General features: G+C 63.7%; 22 protein-coding genes. 11 read left to right on the top strand and 11 right to left on the bottom strand.

The features are described from left to right. Position 1: 1 nt before the first annotated feature. The 3 genes from AC0L3H_RS30150 to AC0L3H_RS30140 are packed head-to-tail and all read right to left on the bottom strand — an operon-like array spanning position 2 to position 1,073. Positions 2-436 carry an RES family NAD+ phosphorylase gene (locus AC0L3H_RS30150; RefSeq protein WP_473495026.1) on the bottom strand — a complete coding sequence of 145 codons (435 nt, stop codon included), beginning with the start codon at positions 434-436 and terminating at the stop codon, positions 2-4. 3 nt (positions 437-439) lie between these two features. Then, entirely contained in the window at positions 440-820 is a 381-nt protein-coding gene (gene parS / locus AC0L3H_RS30145) for a type II RES/Xre toxin-antitoxin system antitoxin (RefSeq protein WP_473495025.1), read from the bottom strand. A gap of 4 nt (positions 821-824) precedes the next feature. Beyond that, entirely contained in the window at positions 825-1,073 is a 249-nt protein-coding gene (locus AC0L3H_RS30140; RefSeq protein WP_287378015.1) for a hypothetical protein, read from the bottom strand. Positions 1,074-1,127: 54 nt separating this feature from the next. Between AC0L3H_RS30140 and ileS the strand changes: the two genes are divergently transcribed. Continuing rightward, positions 1,128-4,112, top strand: coding sequence for an isoleucine--tRNA ligase (gene ileS / locus AC0L3H_RS30135; RefSeq protein WP_473495024.1), 2,985 nt, complete (start codon positions 1,128-1,130; stop codon positions 4,110-4,112). Positions 4,113-4,303: 191 nt separating this feature from the next. Then, on the top strand, positions 4,304-4,975 hold the full coding sequence (locus tag AC0L3H_RS30130) for a hypothetical protein (protein WP_473495023.1): 672 nt from the start codon (positions 4,304-4,306) through the stop codon (positions 4,973-4,975). 9 nt (positions 4,976-4,984) lie between these two features. Here the strand turns inward: AC0L3H_RS30130 and AC0L3H_RS30125 are convergent, their stop codons facing one another. Beyond that, positions 4,985-5,437 (bottom strand): nucleoside deaminase, encoded by a 453-nt coding sequence (locus AC0L3H_RS30125; protein ID WP_473495022.1) that lies wholly within the window; start codon positions 5,435-5,437, stop codon positions 4,985-4,987. A 177-nt stretch (positions 5,438-5,614) separates the two neighbouring features. Here AC0L3H_RS30125 and AC0L3H_RS30120 point away from each other — a divergent pair, with 177 nt between their 5' ends. The 5 genes from AC0L3H_RS30120 (at position 5,615) to AC0L3H_RS30100 (ending at position 12,005) form a co-directional block, all read left to right on the top strand. Further along, positions 5,615-7,573, top strand: coding sequence for a pseudouridine synthase (locus AC0L3H_RS30120; protein ID WP_473587905.1), 1,959 nt, complete (start codon positions 5,615-5,617; stop codon positions 7,571-7,573). Continuing rightward, positions 7,554-8,108 carry a 16S rRNA (guanine(966)-N(2))-methyltransferase RsmD gene (gene rsmD / locus AC0L3H_RS30115; protein ID WP_473495020.1) on the top strand — a complete coding sequence of 185 codons (555 nt, stop codon included), beginning with the start codon at positions 7,554-7,556 and terminating at the stop codon, positions 8,106-8,108. The genes AC0L3H_RS30120 and rsmD overlap by 20 nt, the downstream gene beginning before the upstream one ends. Before the next feature lie 94 nt (positions 8,109-8,202). Further along, the gene (locus tag AC0L3H_RS30110; RefSeq protein WP_473587904.1) at positions 8,203-9,567 is read left to right on the top strand and encodes a M16 family metallopeptidase; all 1,365 of its coding nucleotides are present in this window, start codon (positions 8,203-8,205) and stop codon (positions 9,565-9,567) included. 265 nt (positions 9,568-9,832) lie between these two features. Next, positions 9,833-11,083 (top strand): M16 family metallopeptidase, encoded by a 1,251-nt coding sequence (locus AC0L3H_RS30105; RefSeq protein WP_473587903.1) that lies wholly within the window; start codon positions 9,833-9,835, stop codon positions 11,081-11,083. Positions 11,084-11,120: 37 nt separating this feature from the next. Next, positions 11,121-12,005 (top strand): patatin-like phospholipase family protein, encoded by an 885-nt coding sequence (locus AC0L3H_RS30100; protein ID WP_473495017.1) that lies wholly within the window; start codon positions 11,121-11,123, stop codon positions 12,003-12,005. 64 nt (positions 12,006-12,069) lie between these two features. Here the strand turns inward: AC0L3H_RS30100 and AC0L3H_RS30095 are convergent, their stop codons facing one another. Together AC0L3H_RS30095 and AC0L3H_RS30090 are read right to left on the bottom strand one after the other, a co-directional pair. After that, entirely contained in the window at positions 12,070-12,933 is an 864-nt protein-coding gene (locus AC0L3H_RS30095) for an ADYC domain-containing protein (RefSeq protein ID WP_473587902.1), read from the bottom strand. A gap of 102 nt (positions 12,934-13,035) precedes the next feature. Next, positions 13,036-13,506, bottom strand: coding sequence for a hypothetical protein (locus AC0L3H_RS30090; RefSeq protein ID WP_473495015.1), 471 nt, complete (start codon positions 13,504-13,506; stop codon positions 13,036-13,038). A 177-nt stretch (positions 13,507-13,683) separates the two neighbouring features. Here AC0L3H_RS30090 and AC0L3H_RS30085 point away from each other — a divergent pair, with 177 nt between their 5' ends. Then, complete coding sequence (locus AC0L3H_RS30085) at positions 13,684-14,520, top strand: cation diffusion facilitator family transporter (protein WP_473587901.1); 837 nt, start codon at positions 13,684-13,686, stop codon at positions 14,518-14,520. Between the two features lie 54 nt (positions 14,521-14,574). On the opposite strand, the gene AC0L3H_RS30080 is transcribed toward AC0L3H_RS30085, so the two are convergent. Next, positions 14,575-15,288, bottom strand: coding sequence for a response regulator (locus AC0L3H_RS30080; RefSeq protein ID WP_473587900.1), 714 nt, complete (start codon positions 15,286-15,288; stop codon positions 14,575-14,577). Then, positions 15,285-17,828, bottom strand: a complete 2,544-nt coding sequence (locus AC0L3H_RS30075; RefSeq protein WP_473587899.1) for a hybrid sensor histidine kinase/response regulator — start codon at positions 17,826-17,828, stop codon at positions 15,285-15,287. The genes AC0L3H_RS30080 and AC0L3H_RS30075 overlap by 4 nt, the downstream gene beginning before the upstream one ends. A 289-nt stretch (positions 17,829-18,117) precedes the next feature. Here AC0L3H_RS30075 and AC0L3H_RS30070 point away from each other — a divergent pair, with 289 nt between their 5' ends. Then, entirely contained in the window at positions 18,118-18,819 is a 702-nt protein-coding gene (locus AC0L3H_RS30070; protein ID WP_473495010.1) for a response regulator transcription factor, read from the top strand. 11 nt (positions 18,820-18,830) lie between these two features. Here the strand turns inward: AC0L3H_RS30070 and AC0L3H_RS30065 are convergent, their stop codons facing one another. Further along, the gene (locus tag AC0L3H_RS30065; protein WP_473495009.1) at positions 18,831-19,982 is read right to left on the bottom strand and encodes a helix-turn-helix transcriptional regulator; all 1,152 of its coding nucleotides are present in this window, start codon (positions 19,980-19,982) and stop codon (positions 18,831-18,833) included. Positions 19,983-20,339: 357 nt separating this feature from the next. Between AC0L3H_RS30065 and AC0L3H_RS30060 the strand changes: the two genes are divergently transcribed. After that, complete coding sequence (locus AC0L3H_RS30060; protein WP_473587898.1) at positions 20,340-20,699, top strand: hypothetical protein; 360 nt, start codon at positions 20,340-20,342, stop codon at positions 20,697-20,699. 116 nt (positions 20,700-20,815) lie between these two features. Next, positions 20,816-21,220: a c-type cytochrome gene (locus tag AC0L3H_RS30055; protein ID WP_473587897.1), complete on the top strand. Its 405-nt coding sequence runs from the start codon at positions 20,816-20,818 to the stop codon at positions 21,218-21,220. 24 nt (positions 21,221-21,244) lie between these two features. Here the strand turns inward: AC0L3H_RS30055 and AC0L3H_RS30050 are convergent, their stop codons facing one another. Next, positions 21,245-21,910: a CapA family protein gene (locus AC0L3H_RS30050; RefSeq protein WP_473587896.1), complete on the bottom strand. Its 666-nt coding sequence runs from the start codon at positions 21,908-21,910 to the stop codon at positions 21,245-21,247. Continuing rightward, a complete protein-coding gene (locus AC0L3H_RS30045; RefSeq protein WP_473587895.1) occupies positions 21,897-22,391 on the bottom strand; it encodes a CapA family protein in 495 nt (164 codons plus the stop codon). Before AC0L3H_RS30045 ends, AC0L3H_RS30050 begins: the two co-directional genes overlap by 14 nt. Between the last annotated feature and the right edge of the window lie 345 nt (positions 22,392-22,736).

Raw genomic sequence — 22,736 nt, 5'->3', positions numbered from 1 at the left:
CCTATCCCAGTAGTCGCGTATCGACCGGATGGGTCGTGGCGCTAACGATACGGATGCCGTCGCGGGCCAGCAAATCCGGATTAAGAAGATAGTTCCTTGTGAACGGGACAATTGCACAAGGGACTTCCATGACCGCCTGGGTGGCAGCAGCGACAAAGTTCGTCCCGAGCCGTTGTGTCATGGACAGATCGTCCTTCCAGTCATCGGGCAAACCGGGAGACATGATGGCAATGTCGTCCGGCATTTCGATCTCTAGAAGCTGATAGGTCTGGGGCATGTCTTCCGCGTCGACATGCACAAGTATCTCGAGAAGTGCCGTGGCCGGGTGATCGGCGCAGTAGACAATTGGTGTCCCCATGACATGCCAACGGCCGCCGCTGACCAAACCGCCGACACCCAGCAGGTCGGCGTAGCCGGAAATGCGCCAGATCCGCATATGTCAGGCAAAGATGCCATGGTCGATGCGATGGAGCTCTTCTTCCACCAGCGCTGCACCCGTTTCTGACTGCAAGAGGTTAATAGGTGTCTCGTCAAGCACCCTGCTGTGCTTGCGCAGCCAACGCTGCGCCTTTTCGTGATTGCCGAAAACCCGATCCGCTATCGCCGAAATCCGTTCAAGCCGCATGACGCGGTCGGACTCGGCGATCGTCAGTGTCTCGTTTCGCTCCTTGCGACGCGCTAATGTCCGTCGCGGGCCGACGATCTTGTAGATTTCGTCATTGCTGAAGCCGCGTTGGCGAAGTCCTTCGACCCTGGTGACATGAACGAGAAACCGTTCCGTTGCCGTGTCCTGGATACCTTTGATGTGCAAGCTGGACATTATTTTAACTCCGCTGCCATTTGCCCAAAGACATAGGCGCAACTGGCACATGAAGCAAGGAGGCGTTCGCGAGTTCGGGCTTTTCAATGGGGCCGGCCTCGTCTAAAAGCCCGGTCATGACGCAGTTTCCTCGCGCGCTCGCGATTGCGATACGAATTACAAGCCCGGTGTTCCGGGCGGCCTGAGCGCCGCCGGAGCCGCCGGGAATTTTGCGCGCGGCCTCTCGCGCTTTTTCCAGATCATGATAGTTCAACGCCCGGGCTCTTTGCCGGGCAATGCATATGGCAGACCAATGACCGATACGCCGATGACCGACACTGTTGAAACGATCGACTACTCCAAAACGCTTTACCTGCCGCAGACGGATTTTCCGATGCGTGCCGGCTTGCCGGAGAAGGAGCCGCTGCTGGTCAAGCGCTGGCAGGAGATGGAGCTTTACCGCAAGCTGCGCGAAAACGCCGCCGGCCGCGAAAAATACGTGCTGCATGACGGCCCGCCCTACGCCAACGGCAACATCCATATCGGCCATGCGCTGAACAAGATCCTCAAGGACGTCATCACCCGCTCGTTCCAGATGCGCGGCTACGACTCGAACTACGTGCCCGGCTGGGATTGCCACGGCCTGCCGATCGAATGGAAGATCGAGGAGCAATACCGCGCCAAGGGCAAGAACAAGGACGAGGTCCCGGTCAACGAGTTCCGCAAGGAATGCCGCGAGTTCGCCGCGCACTGGATCAAGGTGCAGGGCGCAGAGTTCCAGAGGCTCGGCGTCGTCGGCGACTTCGACAATCCCTATACGACGATGGCGTTCCATGCCGAGGCGCGCATCGCCGGCGAGCTGTTGAAATTCGCCATGTCGGGCCAGCTGTATCGCGGCTCGAAGCCGGTGATGTGGAGCGTGGTCGAGCGCACCGCACTGGCCGAGGCCGAGGTCGAATACCAGGACTATGAGAGCGACACGATCTGGGCGAAGTTTCCGGTCGTCAGCCTCGCTCGTCAGGTCACCAACGTCGAAGATGGGCAGCCAGCCTTGGATCCGAGGCTGACGCAGACGTCACTGGACTTGCTGGAGGCCGATGTCGTTATCTGGACGACCACGCCATGGACCATCCCCGGCAACCGTGCCGTCAACTATTCGCCACGCATCAACTATGGCCTCTACGAGGTCACTGCGGCCGAGAATGCTTTCGGCCCGCAGCCTGGCGAAAGGCTGATCTTTGCCGAAGCGCTGGCGGAAGAGGCTGCGACCAAAGCCAAGGTGACGATGGACCGCCTCCGTAGCATTTCGGCCGAAGAGCTTGGAAGCCTTACGCTTTCTCATCCCTTCAAAGGTTTGAATGGCGGCTATGAATTCGACGTCCCAATGCTCGCCGGCGAGCATGTCACCGACGAAGCCGGCACCGGTTTCGTCCACACGGCGCCGGGCCATGGCCGCGAGGATTTTGACGCCTGGATGGACGCTGCGTCAGATCTTCGCCAGCGCGGCATCGACACAGCGATCCCGTTCACCGTCGACGATGCCGGCTTCTTCACCAAGGATGCGCCAGGCTTCGGCGCGGACCGCGAGGGCGGTGCGGCGCGCGTCATCGACGACAACGGCAAGAAGGGCAATGCCAACCAGGCGGTCATCGACGAGCTGATCAAGCGCAATGCGCTGTTCGCGCGCGGGCGGCTGAAGCATTCCTATCCGCATTCGTGGCGGTCGAAGAAGCCGATCATCTTCCGCAACACGCCGCAATGGTTCGTCTTTATGGACAAGGAGCTCGGCGACGGCACGACACTGCGCAGCCGTGCCCTGAAGGCGATCGACGACACCCGCTTCGTGCCGGCCGCCGGCCAGAATCGCATCCGCGCCATGATCGAGGAGCGCCCCGATTGGGTGCTGTCGCGCCAGCGCGCCTGGGGGGTGCCGATCGCCGTCTTCGCCGATGCCGACGGCAACGTCCTGCGCGACGAGGCGGTCAACCAGCGCATCATCGACGCCTTCGAGGAGGAAGGCGCGGACGCCTGGTTTGCGGCCGGCGCCAAGGAGCGTTTCCTCGGCAATCACGATGCCTCGAAATGGCAGCAGGTTATGGACATCCTCGACGTCTGGTTCGATTCCGGCTCGACCCATGTCTTCACCCTGGAGGATCGTCCGGATCTGAAATGGCCGGCCGACGTCTATCTCGAAGGTTCCGACCAGCATCGCGGCTGGTTCCACTCCTCGCTGCTCGAAAGCTGCGGCACCAGGGGCAGGGCGCCTTACGACACCGTCGTCACCCATGGTTTCACCATGGACGAGGAGGGGCGGAAAATGTCGAAGTCGCTCGGCAATACCGTCGTGCCGCAAGACGTCATCAAACAGTCGGGCGCCGATATCCTGCGGCTATGGGTGGTGACCACCGACTACTGGGAAGACCAGCGGCTCGGCAAGAACGTGCTGCAGACCAACATCGACGCCTACCGCAAGCTGCGCAACACCATCCGCTGGATGCTGGGCACGCTTGCCCATGACGATGGCGAGGACGTGCCGCTGGACAAGATGCCGGAGCTGGAGCGGCTGATGCTGCACCGGCTCGCCGAACTCGATGAAGTCGTGCGGGCGGGCTACGACGCCTTCGAGTTCAAGCGCATCACCCGCACGCTGCTCGACTTCATGGTGGTCGAGCTGTCGGCCTTCTATTTCGACATCCGCAAGGACGCGCTCTACTGCGAGGCGCCGTCCAGCGTGAAGCGCAAGGCGTCCGTGCAGGTGGTGCGCCATCTGTTCGACTGCCTGGTGAAATGGCTGGCGCCGATGCTGCCCTTCACCATGGAGGAGGCCTGGCTCGACCGTCATCCGGACGCCGTCTCGGTGCATCTCGACCAGTTTCCGCAAATCCCGGTCGGCTGGAAGAACGAGGCGCTGGCGGAAAAATGGCGCAAGGTGCGGCAGGTTCGCCGCGTCGTCACCGGCGCGCTGGAAATCGCGCGCGCCCAGAAGGTCATCGGCTCGTCTCTGGAAGCGGTGCCGGTCGTCACGCTCGATGATGCGGCGCTCGAAGCGGCGATATCGGATGTCGACATGGCCGAAATGGCGATCACCAGCGATCTGGTCATTGCGCATGGCAACGCGCCTTCCGGCGCGTTCACTCTGGACGACGTCAAGGGCGTCGCCGTGGTGGTCGAGAAGGCCGAGGACCGCGGCCTGCTCAAATGCGCGCGCTCATGGCAATACACGGCCGATGTCGGGCAGGACAAGGAATTCCCCGACGTTTCGGCGCGGGACGCGGCGGTGCTGCATGAATTGAAGGCGCTTGGTCGTATATAAGGCGGTGCACAAATGCCACGGCGGGCGGCTGATCGGCCTCGGCTCGTTGCCCTTAACGAGTGGTTGAGATAAACACGCGAAACTCCGGACGACAAATTGTCGCCGGATTTCCGTCGGAAGAGCATAGGCGATGGGGACCGGACCTTTGGCCGGCGGCGATCGAGAGGCTGTCTAGAGTGGGACTTTTTGGCATGACCGAAAGAACTTGCGCGCGCGTTGCGCTGCTGGCGCCACTTGTCGCATCCGGCCTGGCCCTGTCCGGCTGTATGGGCTCGCCGACCTACGGGACCGACAAGACCGCCTCCGCCCAGCTTGCCGGCGATCTGACCAGCGCTTTTTCAGTCATGCCGAAGAACAAGGAAAAGATCGACTACAAGCCGCGCCCCGAATTGGTGAAGCCGGCGCCGGGCCAGAAGCAACTGCCGCCGCCGCAGGACAGCGCCACGGCAAGCGCCGATTGGCCGGAATCGCCCGAGCAACGCCGCGCTCGCCTGCGCGCCGAGGCCACGCTCAATCAGGACGATCCGTCCTACCAGGCGCAGATCGTCGATGACGTGCAGACGGATCCGGCGGCGATCAAGGCTGCGATGAAGGAGTCGGGTTCCGATCATCCGCCGGCCTGGAAGCCGGCGGATTCGGACAAGGGCCGCGCCGCCGAGGTCAAGCGCCGCCTCGCCGAACAAAAGCAGGGTGACCCGAACACCCGCAGATATCTGAGCGAGCCGCCGGTGCAATATCGCGCCGCTGCCGCCACCGCGCCGGTCGACGACCTCGGCGAGGACGAGTACAAGAAAGCACGCCGCCTCAAGAGGGAAGCGGCCGCCAAGAACAAGAGCGGCATGTTCGATTGGCTGCCCTGGTAGGCGCCGACGCTACGGTTCGCGTCGCTCCCTGAAGAAATCCTTCAGAAGCAGCGCCGCGTCGCTCTCGGCCATGCCTGGATAGATGTCCGGCGCATGGTGGCAGGTTGGTGAGGCGAAGAAGCGCACGCCGTTGACCACAGCACCGCCCTTCTCGTCGGCGGCGCCGAAATAAAGCCGGCGCAGCCTGGCGAAGGAAATGGCGCCGGCGCACATGGCGCAGGGCTCGAGCGTCACATAGAGATCGTGACCGGTGAGCCGTTCGCTCGACAGCTTGCGGCAGGCCTCGCGGATCGCCAGCATCTCGGCATGGGCCGTGGGATCTGCAAGCTCGCGAGTGCGGTTGCCGGCACTGGCAACGACCGTATCGCCGCTGGCGATGACCGCGCCGACCGGCACTTCGCCGCGCAGGGCGGCGGCTTCAGCCTCCTCCAGCGCCAGCGCCATGAAATCCGGCCGCTTCAAGCGGTTTCCATTCCTATTATCTCCTCGCTACTCCGGCATGATCCTGTTATCTAGCGCATGACCCCGAAAACCGGAATTGGTTTTCGGAAGGGATCATGCGCCAAATCAAAGTCCTACAGCGTCCTTTGCGCGTCCGTATGGACGCGCGGCGCTGTAGTGCAAACGAGCAAAGGCCAAATGGACGACAAAAACAAGAAATTCCCGCGCCAAAAGGGTCCGGGCAAGACCGGCCCGAAACCGTCGGGCCCGCGTGGTCGTGATCCCGCTGCTGGCAAAGGCGGTAAGCCATCCTTCGGCGCGAAAAAACCTTACGCGCCGCGCGGTGACCGCCCAATGGCGGCTGACGGCGAGCGGCCGAAGCGCGACTTCAAGAGTGGCGAACGGCCGTTCAGCAAGGGGCCGCGCCCTGACGGCAAACCCTATGAAAAGCGTGAGGGGCCGCGCAAGCCATACGCGCCGCGCGGCGATCGCCCGATGGCGGCTGACGGCGAGCCGCCGAAGCGTGACTTCAAGGCTGGCGACCGGCCGTTCAGCAAGGGGCCGCGTCCGGAAGGCAAGCCTTACGAGAAGCGCGAAGGGCCGCGAAAACCGTACGCGCCGCGCGGCGACCGGCCGGCGGCTGCCGAAGGCGAGCGCAGCGAAAGGCGCTTCGACCGTCCCAAGGGAGACTTCAGCGATCGCCCAAAACGCGACTTCGGCGATCGGCCCAAGCGCGATTTTGCCGGTGATCGGCCCCAAGGGGCATCGGGCGGCTTCAAACCGCGCCCGCGTCCCGCCGAAGCGACGGAAGAGGCTGGTGAGCGCATTGCCAAGCGGCTGGCCCGCGCCGGTCTTGCCTCGCGTCGCGATGCCGAGGAGCTGATCGCGGCCGGCCGCGTCAAGGTCAATGGAAGGGTGCTGTCCTCGCCGGCCTTCAATGTGATGCCTGGCGACATCATCCATCTCGACGGCATGGAGATCCCGCCGATCGAGCGCACCCGGCTGTTCCTGTTCCACAAGCCGGCCGGCGTCGTCACCACCAATCGTGATCCCGAGGGCCGCAAGACCGTCTTCGACGTGCTGCCGGCCGACCTGCCGCGGCTGATGACCATCGGCCGGCTCGATATCAACACCGAAGGCCTGCTGCTGCTCACCAATGACGGCGGGCTGGCGCGCGTGCTCGAACTGCCGGCGACCGGCTGGCTCAGGCGCTACCGCGTGCGCGTCCACGGCAAGGTCGAGGAAAGTGCGCTCGCCGGCTTGCGCGAAGGCATCGCCGTTGACGGCGTCTTCTATGGCGCCATCGAGGCGACGCTCGACCGCGAGCAAGGCACCAACGCCTGGCTGACGCTTGGCCTGCGTGAAGGCAAGAACCGCGAGGTCAGGAACATACTGGGCTCGCTTGGCCTCGACGTGACGCGACTGATCCGCATTTCCTACGGACCGTTCCAGCTCGACGACCTGCCCGAGGGCCATGTGCTGGAGATCAAGGGCCGGGTGCTGCGCGACCAGCTCGGCGAACGCCTGGTCGAGGAGTCCGGCGCCAATTTCGACGCTGACATCACCAAGCCGTTTTCCAACAGGCCGGTGCGGCGCGAAGCGGTGCGGGAAGAGGAGCCAGCGCGGCCGAAATTCACCCGCGATGGCGAACGCCGTCCGATCGGCGAAGGCGGATTGATCAAGAACCGCAAGCGCCGCGAAGGCAGCCGCGACGAGGCGCTGGGCAAGCTGTCGACAAGTCCCGGCAGAAGTTTCGGGCCGGAAAAGAGCTTTGCCGATCGCGGCCCCAAATCTGAACGTAGCGGGCCGGGCGGCTTCGGCGGCAAACCGGGCGGCGGGAAAAAGTCCGAACGCGAGCAGCGCCCGATCGAGCCGCCGGGCCAGCGCAAGGCCAATGTCTGGATGGCGCCCGGCGCGCGGCCGATCGGCAAGGGCAGGGCGGACGCCGATGCCGCCAGGGCGGCCGAAGCCAAGGAACGCAAGGCCTCGTTCAAGCCGTCTTATGGCAAGCCCGCCCATGGAGGGGGAAAACCCGGAGGCGCAAAGCCGTTCGGAAAGCCGCGTGGCGAACGCCCAAATGATGGCGGCAAAGGCGGCGACCGGCCGCGCAGCGGCCCCAAGGGATCCAGGGGAGGCAATGCGGATCGTCGGCGGTGAGTTTCGCGGGCGTCCGCTGGCGACGCCCCGCTCAAGCGCCATCCGCCCGACCACCGACCGCACCCGCGAGGCTGTCTTCAACGTGCTGGCGCATCGTTTCCCCGACAGGCTGGTCGGCGCGCGGGTGCTCGACCTGTTCGCCGGCACCGGCGCGTTCGGCCTCGAGGCGCTGTCGCGCGGCGCATCTTATGGCGTCTTCATCGAAGAATCGGCGGAAGGGCGCGGCCTGATCCGCACCAATGTCGAGGGTTTCGGCCTCACCGGGCGTACCAAGATATTCCGTCGCGACGCTACGGCTCTGGGCGAGGCGGGCACGATGGCCGCGTTCGGCCTGGTGTTCGCCGACCCGCCCTATGGCAAGGGCCTGGGTGAGCGTGCCTTGCGCTCGGCCAAGGCCGGCGGCTGGCTCGTCCCCGGCGCGCTCTGCGTCGTCGAGGAGGCGGCTGCGGCGCCGTTCGAGGCAGGGCCGGGCTTTTCGGTTGTCGACGAGCGAAGCTATGGCGAGACCGTCATCCGCTTTATCGAGGTTGGATGAAGGGAGCGCAGCGCCTTCAAAATGACGAACAAATCAATTTGCCTGTGGCGATACCCCCGCCTATCGTCCCACCGCATGACAACCGGAGTCGTTAATGACATCTCAGGCTGATTGGCTGCGCGGTACGCTTTTTGCGCTGGCTCTTGTGATGACCGGGCCGGTTCTGGCCGACAACAAGCCGGACGACGGCAAGGTGACGAGTTTCCTGCTCGACAACGGCATGGAGGTCGTTGTCATCCCCGATCGCCGCGCACCGATCGTCACTCATATGGTGTGGTACAAGATCGGCAGCGCCGATGAGCCGCCGGGCAAGTCCGGCATCGCCCATTTCTTCGAGCATCTGATGTTCAAGGCGACGACCAACCATGCGGCCGGCGCGTTCGACCGCGCCGTCTCCGCCATCGGCGGTTCGAACAACGCTTTCACCTCCTATGACTACACCGCCTTTTACGAGACGGTGGTGCCGCAGGCGCTCGAGCAGATGATGGATTTCGAGGCCGATCGCATGCGCAACCTCATCCTCAACGACGACGTCATCGCCACCGAGCGCGACGTCATCCTCGAGGAACGCCGCTCGCGCATCGACAGCAATCCGCAGGCAGTGCTCGGCGAGGAGGTCGACGCCACGCTCTGGCAGAACCAGCCCTATCGCATTCCGGTGATCGGCTGGATGCAGGAGATGGAGAAGCTGAACCGCGCCGACGCCAAGGCTTTCTACGACAAATACTATACGCCCAACAACGCCGTGCTGGTGGTGGCCGGCGATGTCGAGCCGCAGGTGGTCAAGGCGCTGGCCGAAAAGACCTATGGCAAGGTCGCGCGTGGTCCAGACCTGCCGCCGCGCATCCGTCCGGTCGAACCCGAGCAGAACACCAGGCGCACGGTGACGCTGGCTGACGCGCGTGTCAGCGTGCCGAACTTTTCGACGCAATGGGTGGTTCCCTCCTATCACACCGCAAAGCCGGGCGAAGCGGAAGCGCTGGACCTGCTGGCGGAGATCCTTGGCGGCGGCAGCCGCAGCCGGCTGTACCAGCAGCTTGTCGTCAAGCAAGGCATTGCCGCCGAGGCCGGCGCCTTTTTCCAGGGCACCATGCTCGATGCCACCAACTTCGCCGTCTATGGCGCGCCGCGCGGCGACGCCAAGCTGGCCGATGTCCAGGCGGCGGTCGAGGCCGAGGTCGCCCGCATCGCCAGCGAGGGCGTCGCATCAGGCGAGTTGGAGAAGGCCAAGGATCGTTTCGTCCGCTCGATGATCTTCGCTCGCGACAAGCAGGATTCGATGGCCAACATCTACGGCGCGACGCTCGCCACCGGCGGCAACGTCAGGGATGTCGAGGAATGGCCGGGCCGCATCCGCAAGGTCACCGCCGATGAAGTCAGGCAGGTTGCGGCGCGCTATCTCAATCTCAACCATTCGACATCAGGCTATCTCTTGCCGCAGACACAGGCAGAGAATTGAGGTGATGAGGAACCAGCATAGCCGCGACTTCCCTTCTCCCCTTGTGGGAGAAGGTGGCCTCGCGAAGCGAGGTCGGATGAGGGGTGTTCCAGCTTGGCACCGACGTCGTTCCGGCCAGCACCCCTCAACCGTCTTGGCGCTGCGCGCCAATCCACCTTCTCCCACAAGGGGAGAAGGGAGAGCCGCGCGTGTTGCCATCCCTTTAGTTACCCTGCTCCTCTCCCTCGTCTTCCTCGTCCTGCCGGCGCTTTCCGCTCGTGCGGCCATGAGCATCCAGGAGGTGACGTCGTCAAAGGGCATCACCGCCTGGCTGGTGGAGGACTATTCCGTGCCGCTCGTCGCCATCCGCTTCGCCTTCGACGGCGGCACGACGCAGGATCCCGCTGGAAAGGTGGGCCTTGCCAATCTGATGAGCGGCCTGTTCGACGAGGGCGCCGGCAATCTCGACAGCGAGTCCTTCCAGATCAAGCTCGACGACGTCGGCGCAGAGATGAGCTTCGAAGCGGCGCGCGACGGCACCTTTGGCTCGATGCGCATGCTTGCCGAGCAGCGCGACGCGGCGTTCGACCTGTTGCGGCTGGCGGTCACAGAGCCGCGTTTCGACCAGGCGCCAATCGACCGCATCCGCGCGCAAGTGCTGTCCGGCATCATCGCCAACGAGCTTGACCCGGACACGCTCGCCCAGCGCAAATGGCTGGAGGCACTATACGGCACCCATCCCTATGCGCGGCCCGAAGAGGGCACCAGGCAAAGCATCGCCACCATCACGCCGGACGATCTCATCGCCTTTCACAAGGCGAATTTTGCTCGTGATGGCCTGCATGTGGCGGTGGTCGGTGCCATCGATGCCGAGACGTTGAAGAAAAAGCTCGATCTCGTCTTTGGCGGCCTGCCGCAGCATCAGGCGCTCAGCGCGGTCGCCGATGTCGATCCGAAACTCAACCAGCAGCTCGAGGTCAATTACGATCAGCCCCAGACGTCGCTGCAACTCGCCTATCCCGGCGTCGAGCGGAGTGCGCCGGATTTCTTCGCTGCGGTTCTGATGAACGAGATCCTCGGCGGCAGCGCCTTCACCTCGCGGCTGTTCGAGGAGGTGCGTGAAAAACGCGGTCTGGCCTACAGCGTCAGTTCCGACCTGGTCGACCACCAGCACGCCAACGCCCTGGCCATCACCACGGCGACCCGCGCGGACCGGGCGGCCGAGACTTTGGCTGTCGTGCGCGAGGTGGTGAAGCGCATGGCCCAGGAAGGGCCGACCGAAGCGGAACTGGCGGCGACCAAGAAATACTTGATTGGCGCCTACGCCATCAACAATCTGAACTCCTCCGCCGCCATCGCCGCGACGCTGCTCGAGCTGCAGCTCGACAAGCTCGGCAGCGACTATATGCAGCGCCGCGCTGCCCTCATCAACGCGGTGACGCTGGATCAGGTCAAGGCGGCGGCGAAAAAGCTGCTTTCCGCCGAGCCGGCCGTCATGGTCGTCGGGCCGAAGCACGGCGAGGCCAAGGAGGAATGAGCCCAAATGGGGGGCAGGGCCAAATGAGGGGCAGGGGATGAGCCCGAGCTTCGGCATCGCCTTCGGCGGCGGCGGCGCGCGCGGGCTGGCGCATATCCATGTCATCGAGGTGCTGGACGAGCTGGGTATAAGGCCGGTCGCGATATCAGGCTCATCGATCGGCGCCATCATGGGCGCCGGCATGGCTTCGGGCATGGCCGGCAGCGACATTCACCACTACATGCGCTCGATCCTCGGCCGCCGCGCCGAGGTGGCGGCGCGCATGTGGCGGGCGCGGCCAGGCACCTTTGCCGAGGCGCTGAAGGGCGGGCTGGGTGTCACCCAGTTCAATGTCGAGCGCATCCTCAAGGCATTCATGCCCGACGCCATACCCGAAAGCTTCGCCGAGCTGAAAATACCGTTGAAGGTGACGGCAACGGATTTCTTCGGCCATAAGCTCGCCGTGCTGCGCGACGGCGACCTGCATTCAGCGCTTGCCGCCTCTGCGGCTATTCCCGCGGTATTCCGACCGGTGATGCGCGACGGCAGGCTGCTGATCGACGGCGGCATCTACAATCCGGTGCCGTTCGACTTGATCGAGGACGACGCCGACATCATCATCGCCGTCGACGTCGTTGGCGCGCCGGCCAAAGGCGGGCGCAAATACCCGACCTCCGTCGACCTGATGTTCGGCGCCACGCAATTGATGATGCAGTCGATCATCGCCGCCAAGCTGAGGCAATGCCAGCCGGACATACTGGTCAGGCCGGCGGTGTCGAAATACCGCGTGCTCGATTTCATGAAGATCGACGCCTTGATGGCCGAAACGGCTGATATCAAAGACGAGCTGAAGCGGGAGATCGAGAAGGCGGTGGAGGCGCGGGCCAAGGTCGACACGAGCAAGCGCCCCAAGCAGGTTGGGGGCGTGGCGCGAAAAGTTTGACGCCTGGTGGTCTCAATCGAACGAGGCCACTGCGATAAGCCCAGCAGACCCTTTCGCGATATGACTATTCCGCAACCGCCTGAACCGTTCGCCGGTCGATCGAACGGTTGAGGATCAGCGCCCCGGCATGGCTTTCGCACGCTGTTCGCGGCTGTTGCCGCACATCCGGGCAGATCGCAGCCAGCCCCTCCATCGTGAGCACGTCGGGTATTCTGGTGTGGCTGACGCAAAGCGCACCGTCGGCACCCCACGCCGCTTCGAACGACATATTAGGCGCGGCCTCGTCCTGTTGGATGCCCTTGCGGTCGTAGATCACGATCGGCGTCCCGTTGCGGGTATGGCCGACGCCATCGCCGCAATAATCGGCGCGGATCATACGGGTGCATGCCTGGTGATGATCCCACAGCGGTGTGCCGTCCGGCGACTTTTCCCAGGGCCGATATCCGAAGCGCACGCATTTCGCCTGCGCGCCGCCGGTGCAGGTAATGCTGAACGCAGTGTCGGACGGCAAATGGCGGCCGTCCTGCGTCCAGGTGCCGGCGAGCGGAAAGCCCATGCGCCGGCCCTCGATGTCCGGTTCGCAAATGTTGCGCCATGCGCCGCTAGCCGCGTCGCGGGTCGACATGGCGTAGAGCATCACCCCGCCATCCGGATTCCTCGCATCGATCTCGACCGCGTCGATGCGCAGCGGCACCTGGTCTTGTCCATCGCCAATCGTCAGGACGGCGCCGACGAGATCGTCTTGAGCGACAATGCGACCGTCTTCCGTCGTCACCTCGAACCTTGTGCCGACGACGGAGATCGAGCTGATCGCGTGCCCGGTCCCGGCATTGGCCGAGGGCACTGCTGCCATGCTGGAAATGGCTGCGGCGACGGCGACCAATGCGCGGCGGCCGATATGGGCGAGGCGGTTTCTGTAGGCTGACATTGTTGGCTCCTGACGGCAGGTTTTGCTAATGAAACGCGGCCAACGAGAACGGACAGCACAACGCCATCCGTTCCATTGACGACGGACGCCTAGGTCCGGACCTTAACGCCTCGGCGTGGGGGTCGGCCGGTCATGGTTGCTCCCGGCGCCGCTGCCGGTGTCGTGCTGGCCAGACGGAAGGCCGCTGCTTTTCTTGCCAGCGGTCGAGGATTGGACGTTGCCCTTCTGGACAGCCGGCAAACCGCGATCGTTCGGGTCAAAGACGGAACGGTCGTTCGGGTCAACAACGGAGCGCTCGTTCGGGTCAATGACGGACTTGCCGGCTGGAGCGAGACTTTTCGCCAGAACGATGCCTTCGGCGTGCACGCCGTTGAGTGCAAGGACGCCGAGGCCATTCGCGAAAATCGCGTTGCTGGTTAGCGAGTTGCTCGTCACCGCATTGGTGGTTATCGCATTGTATGTCAGGCCGTTCAGCGATTTGCCGTTCGAGCCTTCCGGTCCCCCGGCGCTGGCCGGTGCGGCGAGGCAGGCCATTGCCGAGGCAGCGGCCATGTAAGTCTTGAAGCGATTCATCTTGATTTCCTTTTCGTTTTCAGCGGAGCCGTCCTCTCGATTCGCTCCATGGGGCGGCTTTTCGCTCCCGTCTGTTTCGGACGAATGCCGAATTCGTCCGAATTGTTTCAGTTGTTGCGATCCGCCCGGTCCTGCGCTCGATGAGCGAGCGTCCGCTTCGTCGTCATGCAGAAAGGCATGCCGCCCCGCGTCAGCATCCCCTCGAATAACCAATCGCGGCGTGCGCCCGCCGCGGCGACACAAAGGAAACCTTCAGCCGGCAAATCGGCAAATCCGCGCAACATCCCTGCGCCATCGGTGACGCCAGAAACTAGGAGATTTCTGGCGATGCAACCTCTGCGAAAAACCAATGACCGATCGAAAGGTGCGGCGGCGCGGACGGCACGGCTGGCGGTGCTGGCCGGCACCCCTTGCCTGCTGCTGACGGCATACGCGGCGGCGACGTCCACATCGCTGACCATCCGCGCCGATCTCGCGCTGACCTTGATGGACATGCTGGTGCTGGTCTCCGTCCTGGTTGTGGCTGGCAGCATGAAACTGGGCATGAACAAGCGCCGGGCAGCCTTGGCCGAGACGCTCGTCAACGCGCTGGCCGCCGTCGGCATGTGCCTTTCGATGGCGGTCGTCGCCAGCATCGCGGTCCAGCGGATCGCGGCCGGCGGCGTCGAACCGCACGGCCCCGGCGTTGTTCTCGCCATGAGCCTGAACCTGGCCTATGCGGTGGTCAATTTGTGGATCCTGCGCCGATGGAAGGCCCGCAACTTGGCTGCCGCGTCGGCGCTGGCCCGCGCGCAAATCTGCCTGTTCTCTGACAAGCTCTCGTCGAACCTGCTCATCGCCGCATCGCTCGCAACAGCCATGATCTGGCAAGGCACGATGATGGCCCGCTTCATCGATCCGATTGCCGGGCTGCTGATCGCGACGATGACCGCGCGCTGGACCATTCCTGTCGTGCGAGACACTGTTCGAAGCCTGCGCCGGGAATATCGCCGGGCGCGCAGGCCGATCGCGTAGGCAAAGCCATAAACCGTACCAGCTGGACGGCTCAGCCTCTTTAAAGCTCCGTATCTAGCGGTGTCGCGCCTCGTCCTGGGCAGGCTCGTAGACATAGCCTTCGCCGCGAACCGTCACCAGGACCACCGGCGCGTCGGGTTCTGTCTCGAACTTCTTGCGCAGTCGGGTAATGCGGATGTCGATGCTCCGGTCGCCCGGCTCGAGGTCCCGGTTGTGGGCGAGCCTGCACAGCTGGTCGCGCGACAATATCTGCCGGGGATGGCGCGCGAAGACGCATAGCAGGTCGAATTCCATCGACGTCAACTGGACGTCGGCGCCGTCCGGGTCGACCATCGTGCGGCCATCAATATCGAGGATGCAGCCGCCGAAACGGATGCGGTTTTCCGGCGTCCGCTCTTCCTCGCCCAGGCGCCGGATGACGCTCCTGACACGCGCCAGAAGTTCGCGTGGTTCGAACGGCTTGGCCATATAGTCGTCGGCGCCGGCGGCAAAACCTTCCAGCCGATGCGGCAGGTCACCGACGGCGGTCAGCATCAGGATGCCGGCGCGGCTCTGCTTGGCGATTTCGCGGGCGAGGTCATAGCCGCTTTCGCCGATGAGATTGACGTCGAGAATGACCAGGTTTGGGCCAAAGCGGTCAAGCTCGGTGTGCATTCCCGCTCCATCCGCAACGGATCGAACATCGAAGCCGTGCATGAGCAGGTAATCCGACAGCATCTCGCGCAACGGCGCTTCGTCGTCGACGATGAGCAATTTCTGTTTTGTCACGCTTCGGCCTCTTCCATTGCGCTGGTCTCCATCGCCCTTAAGCGTTCCATCACGAGCCTGCGAAAGGTCTGCGGATCGAGCGGTTTCTCGATCACCGGCGCGCCCGTCTCCCCGATGAAGCGGTCAATCTCCGGTGCCAGCGTGTCGCCGGTCACGAACAGCAGCCGGCGAGTGAGCCCGGGGCGCAATTGTTCCAGCGCGTGGTAGAGGCCAGGGCCGTCGAGGCCGGGCATGCGTATGTCGCTGATCAAAAGGTCGATCCCGTCCTCGCGCACAGCCTTGAGGGCGGCATTCGCGTCGTCGGCGATGGTGACGTCGTGGCCATCGCGGCGCAGCATCTCGGCGATCATCGAGGCAATGTCGGAATCATCGTCGACCACCAGAATTCGTGCGGCCGAGGGCGCGGGCGGCATCCTGCCTGCAGCCTCGGGCGGAGCGACCGTCTCGGCTCGGCCGCTCGGAAGCCGGATCGTAAACCGTGCACCGCCGCCCTGCGTCGAATCCAGTTCTATGCTGCCGTCGTGGGCAGTCACGATACCCTGGCAGACAGATAGCCCGACCCCGGTGCCTTCGCCGGCCAATTTGGTCGTGTAAAAAGGCTCAAAAGCACGCGCGCGGACCGTCTCCGGCATGCCTGGACCATTGTCGGCGACAACGACCTCGACGACATCGTCTTCCCCGGTGGTGACAATGGTCAGCCGCCGCGGGTGCGGAACCTGCAGCAAAGCCTGCTGCGCGTTGACCACCAAGTTGGTGACCACCTGATGAAGCTGGTCCCTGTCGCCCCAGATATTGGGAAGCGGTTCCGCCAGTTCGGTGCGGATCTCGATCCCGGCCGAGCGCAGGCTGTAGCCGGCGAGTTCCAGTGAGGCAACCACGACATCATTGATGTCGACGGCGCCCCGTGTCGGCGGCTTCTTGCGGGCCATCGCCAGAAAGGTCCGGACGATGCGCGAGCATCGCTCAGCCGCGGCGTGGATCTTGTCGGCGCGTCCCACGGTTGCCTTATCCGTCGAGAATTCCTTCAGCATCGAACTGTAGCCGATGACGACGGATAGCGGATTGTTGAGTTCATGCGCCACGCCGGCCAGCAGCGAGCCGAGAGCGGCGAGCTTTTCCGACTGGTACAGCGTCTCGCGTTGGCTTGCGATCTCCGCCTCGGCCTCGCGCTGGCGGGTAATGTCGGTGACGGCGGCAAGCATGGCCGAACGGCCAGCCTGCGTGATCAGGCGCGCCGAAACCAGCGTATCGATTCTCGACCCCTGCATATTGGTCATGCCGGCTTCGAATGCGTCGACGATGCCATCCCTCAGCAACAGCCGCAGGAGATCGTCTCGCCGTGAGAGATCTTCCCAAGTCGACGTCGCTTCGGCTCCGATCTGGCCGACCTCGATGCCGAGCACCTTGCGCGCCGGTTCGTTGACGAACAGGATTTCGGGCCCTTCTATTGCCGAGATGGTGATCGGCAGCGGCACGCCTTCGGCGATGGCGCGAAACTGCGCCTCCCTTTCGGCCAACAGCTTCTCGGCCTCCAGTCTGGCTTGCTCGGCCAGGACGCGATCCGAGATGTCGCGGCCGACGGACTGCACTTCGACAAGACGCCCGTCGCTGTCGAAAATGCCATGATCGTTCCAGGCGAGCCATCGACGTGCGCCATCCGGCATCGCATTGACAAGTTCCATGCTGGCGTTCGGCGCCTGCGGCGTGAGGCGGGCAAGGTGGTCCAGGAACCTGCGCCGTTCGTCGGGCGGCAGCACATCGAGTTCGCACCAGGACGGGTCGAGAAGCTGTTCGCGTGTCATCCGGCACGCTCGGCAATAGGCGTCGTTGACGAAGCTCAAATGACCCTCTGGCGACATCCGGACGACGAATTCGGTCTGCAGCTCGACCACGCTGCGGTAGCGCTGCTCGCTGGCCTCGAGTGCCTGACGGGCGAGTTTCTGCTCGGCTATATCGCGTCCGATCGACTGTATTTCGATGAGCTTGCCGCTGTCGTCGAAGATGCCGCGATCGGTCCAATGCACGTTGATTTCGCGCCCATTGTACAGGGCGCCGGTCTCTTCCACTTCGCAAACGGGTCGGTCCGGGGTCACTCGACCGATGATTTCGTCGAAGCTGCCGAAATCGGCGGAAAACGAGTTGAAATAGTGCCAGTCCGGGCTCAGCAACTCTTCGCGTGTCTTGCCGACAAGGCGGCAATAGGCGTCGTTGGCAAAGCTCATGCGCCCATCCGGCGCGACGCGGATGATATACTCCGTCTGGGCCTCGACAACATTGCGGTAGCGCTGTTCGCTGTCGGCCAGTTCGCGCAAGGCAGTGCGGTTTTCGGCGAAGATGCCGGCGATTTCCCGCAGAAGCACGCCGTGCAAGGCGTATACCGAGACAAGCAGCCCGACAAAAATGAGCGCATAGGGAAAAAACGACTGTTGCAGCGCGTAGGACTGGTAGAGGCCGATGCCGGCGACAAGCACGAGCAGCGGCAAAACGCAGGCCGCCATCAGCAACGCGTAACGCCTGGACAGCTTGGAGGAGGTCGGCACGGCGAGGTCTCCACAGACGGATGCGCCGTCACGACGGTTGCTGTTCCCGTGCGGCCAGTGGACTGAACGGCCAGCGGCCTGTCAAGCCGGCCTGCCCGGGCTTCTGCGCGACGTCTTTGAACATAACCGCAAGGATGTTTCACGATGATGCCGTACGACCGATTTCCCGGCTTCTATTGTTTCAATTGTGTCGAACCGCCAGAAATCGGCAGCAGATGGGCTGCGCTTGCGATTGACCCGGGGCAAATGCGCCCTGTAGGTTTGCGCCGTCGCTCGCCGGGGGGAACGCATGGCCGACATCATTATCGTGGACGACGAGACCGACGTGGCGTTCATGATCGCCGACTATTTGCAGGCTAAAGGCTACGGCATTCGCACGGCATCCGGCGGCGCCGAATTGCGCGAGGCGATCGCGGCGTCGAAGGCCGATCTCGTCATTCTCGACCTCAACATGCCAGGCGAGAACGGCTTTAGCCTGGCCCGCTGGCTTCGCGAGCATCACGACGCCGGCATCCTGATGCTGACCGGTGCCGATTCGGTGTTCGACAAGGTGGCGGGCCTCGAGATCGGCGCCGACGACTATCTGGCAAAACCGTTTTCACCGGTCGAGCTCGAAGCGCGGATCGCCGCGGTGCTGCGCAGGCGCAGGCCGAAGGGATCAGACAATGCCGACGCTTTGCCGGCCGGGCATTTCGCCTTCGGAACCTATGTGTTCGATGCCCGCGCGAGAAACCTCATCGACGCCGACGGCGTGGCCATTCCGCTGACGCCGATGGAGCTCGATCTGGTGGCGGCCTTCGCCACCCGGGCCGGCCAGGTCATTGGTCGCGACGAATTGCTCGATCTTGCGCCGCCCAGGGGCGACGAGCCGTTCGACCGCAGCATCGACAGCCGCATCACCCGGCTGCGCCGCCGGCTCGAAAAGGACCCGGCCAAGCCGGAACTGATCAAGACGATCCGCGGTGTGGGATACCTGTATCCAAGACGCTGAATGAGTGTGATTCAGGGACCAGGCTGCCCCGCGGGCGGAACGATCTGCATGACAAGGCGCATCAGATCGGCCTGACGGGAGGCGCCGGTCTTCTGGAAGATATTGTCGAGATGCGTCTTGGCGGTCGCGTTGGCAATATGAAGGCTGGCGGCGGTCTCGGCCAGGGTGTGCCCGGCCACAAGGCTGGCGAGCACACGGGTTTCGGCCAGCGTAAGCCCAAAGGCTCTCGCCAGCATTCCGGCGGCGTCATGCTCGTCCGGTGCATTGCCGATGAACACCGCGGCTACCGCCGCGGGTTCCATGCCGGCGCGCAGGTCGCCGCCGGCCATCGGCAGCACGCGGGCGAAGACGGGCGGCAGGCCGGATTCGGTGAGGAGGACGGCAAGCCCTGTCTTGCCGATGCTGACCTCATCCTGAGCCGCAAGCATGATGGCGCTGTGAAGCTCCCTGGAAGCCGACGGGATCTTCGCTTGCAGAATGCCCCGGACATCCTGGATCGGGCCGCCGCTCTGCAGCATGTGCTTGGCCGAGCGGTTGGCGTGCAGGACGGCGCCACGTTCATTGGTGAGGACCACGGCGCATGTGAGCGCATCGAGCGCTTCGGCCATTCCTGCGCGCTCGACAGTGCCGATGTCCAGCATGTTGCTGATTATCACCGAACGGCGCACATGCGGCAGCAACAGTCTGCCAAGCTTGATTTCCCGCTCGGTGATAATGCCTTGCCGCTTATGTCGGGCAACGGCGAAGCCGGCAAGGCGGGTAGGGGTGTGGATCAGGAAGAACGACATGACGTCGACCAGGCCTTGCGGCTTCAAGCACTCCTGAAAATACCGGGAGGTTTCCAGGTAAGTTTGAGGGATATGGCGTGAGACCACATGCGGCATATCGAGCGAAGGCCATGTCGAGAGATCCTCAAGCAGCCGGGCGTGGATCTCGGGGATATATTTCGCCTGTTGCTCCAGCCAGTATGGCTCTATTCCCACGGTCCTGTAGATCAGCAGCCGGTCGTTGGCGAGGTCGTCAAGCTGCAGCACCGCAGTCTGGGCGTCGAGCGCATCCCTAATCCCAGCCAGCGCGTGCTCCCATCGCCCCGGGTCGAGTGCGCAATCGTAGATCGAGCCGATCAGCTTCGACAGATCATGATGCGACAATGCCTTGGCCATCGACGGCCCCCCGCATGTCGACAGCGCGTCCGACGCGGAAAGCAGCGCGCTCTCACAGGTGCTCTCGCCTCTCCAAGTTTTAGCGATCGCTTAAATTCCGATTATCTCCCCCAAACAGGGGATGCGCAAGCACCCGGGCGGTGAAATACTCGCGCCCCAGAAGATAAGGTCACACTTAACTGTGACAACCAGTGCGGTTCTGCGCGTTCCTGGCTCGCGGGCCTTCGCCACTGTGATTCAGCCGGGGGGACTAATCAAGAATTCTGCCTGCGTGCGCCGACTATCACGGCGCGCGAGCATCTATTGCTGAAACCTTGAGCCGGGCTTGTCCCGGACAATTCGGGATGGAGCAGCATTATGTACAGATACATTGCTTTTGCAGCACTTTGCATGGCGGCGATGCCCGCGCAGGCCGGCGAGCTTGGAGCCATGAAGGCTGAAAGCATCGATCTCGCCGGCTTCCTTGGTGTCGTCTATTATACGCCTCAGGAGGACGGCTATCGGGTGGTCACCACAATCGCGCAGGGCGAGGCTGGCTTGCCGGTGCGCTTCGTGGCGACACTGACCGAGAACCAGATAGTCGCGGTCTCCGTGCCGGGCAAGCTGGGCGAGTCGGACCAGATCATCGAGATATCGCGTGTCGGCGGCAAGCTTGTCGTCAGCCCGCATCCGATAGACGGGATCGTGGTTTCTACCCCGAAGCTCGCCGTCGACTGATCCAGGATTGAGTGAACCAACCTCAGTGATCCAACCTCAGTGATCCAACATCGAGTGGTCCGGGGGCATGCGCGTTGCGGCGGCGCTGGATGAACCTGCAACATGGGCGACAGACGATGTCTCCATGGTTCGTCCTGGCTGTTGTTGTCTTTACCGTTGCCGCCGGCTTCGCCGCGTCTTCGCAGGCTGAGCTGGCCCCTGGCAAGTTCTACGAGGCTGTCGGCAACAAGGTCGATGCGCGAACCTATAACGGTTTTCGTCGCTACCATGGCAGCTGCAATCACTGCCATGGCCCCGATGGCGTGGGCTCGACCTTCGCGTCGGCGCTTGTCGACCGGCTGCCCGGCATCGAGGTCTTCCGGCGCAATGTTCGCGACGGCGTGCGCAGCGGCGCTTCGGTGATGAAGGGCTTCGCCGACGATCCCAACGTCGCTCCTTACATCGACGACATCTACGCCTATTTGCAGGCCCGCGCCGACGGTGCGCTTGGCCGGGGTCGGCCCGAGAGGCTTGAAAATTAGTGCCGCTGGCTTACCGCAGGCGCTTCACCAAAGCACGGTGAGACGGTTATCGCTCCCGAGCGCCACATGCGTGCCGAAAGGTGAGCACTCGCGCTCAAGCATGGCAGCGAGCCAGGCGGTATCTTCGCGCAGGGCGCGGTTTAGCCGGAACCGGGCGAGCTGGAACGGCACCAGCTCGAGCGCAACAAGCGTACCGCCCGGTACGGCGAGCCGCGGCAGGTATATCAGCGCAAGCTCACCACGAAACGTTTCGTTGCCGGTGATTCCCTCATAGTCGGTGAGGAAGTCGCCGCATCCGTAGAGGATCAGCCGGCCGTGATGGATTTCGATCGGCTTGGGATGATGGGAGGAGTGCCCATGCACGACATCGAAACCTGCAACATCTATGAGAGCATGGGCAAGCGCGCGTTCTTTCGCCGGGACTTGGTAGCCCCAGTTGCCGCCCCAGTGGATCGAGGCCACCGCGAGGTCGCCAGGTTGTTTTATGGCCAGCACGGATCGGGCGATCTGCTTGAGCGACCGGGCCGAGACATCCGCCAGCAAATTGACGCCTGGCTTATAAGCTCCGGCTGCCCATGAAGCTGGAACGCCGCTCGACTCCAGCGCGAAGCCGAAGACCAGCACGCGGCCCCCGCCGGCCGGTTCAATGACGGCAGGCGCCGCCGCCTCGTCCGCGTCAAGCCCGGCCACAGGCCAGGCCGGCAAGCCGCAGCGTATCGAGGGTCTCGACGAGGCCAGGCTCATCCCAGTCGAGCACATGGTTGTTGGCGAGCACGCAGCAGTCTATCCGTGCCGCCGCCAGGCAGCCGATGTTTGCCGGGTTCATCTTGTAATTGATCCCCTTGGGCGCCAGGGACAGGCTGGTGGTGATGCTGGTCTCGAGATTGATGATCCGCGCGTCGGGCGCTTCACGATCCAAGTCGCTAAGCGCATCGCCCCAGACATACGCCTCGTCGACCTTTCTCGGAATAGGGCCGTTGACGCGTTCGGCAAGCTCGACATAGGTCGTCGCCGATTTGACATAGCGCTCGCCAAGGTGCGGATCGCCGGGACTGGCGAGGATTTGGTCGATGCCGCGCCCGAGCATCACGTCGCCGCACAGGAACAGTTTTGCGCTGCTTCGGACGGACCATTCAGATCCTGCGGCGGCGTTGTTCGCGATCTGCGGCATCGCTCTCGAATCTCGTGCGTGCCAACACCCGGTGACCCCAAGGGGTTCCCAGCCAATTTGCGCGGATCGCATTTCGCGCCGCGAGATCAACCTGTTCGTCGACCACAGCCAGATCGTGCAGCTCGAGGCGCATCGCTCCGGCACCTGGGGAACCAAGGGCACTGGGGGCGGATTCAGAATATCGGGTGAGGGGGCTGAGCGGCCTCGAACGGCAATCACCCCAGGTTTGCGCTGCCCCTCATCGCCCTGCCGGGCACTTCTCCCAGTATGAGGGCTTTGCACGGGGGCCGAAGTTTGGCGCAGATGGCGCATGGGGCGTTTTTTGAAACGCAATCAGGCCACATT

Source organism: Mesorhizobium sp. WSM4816 (assembly GCF_055811535.1).
Note: the sequence above shows the minus strand (reverse complement) of the source record. Positions and strands in the feature narration are given on the sequence as shown.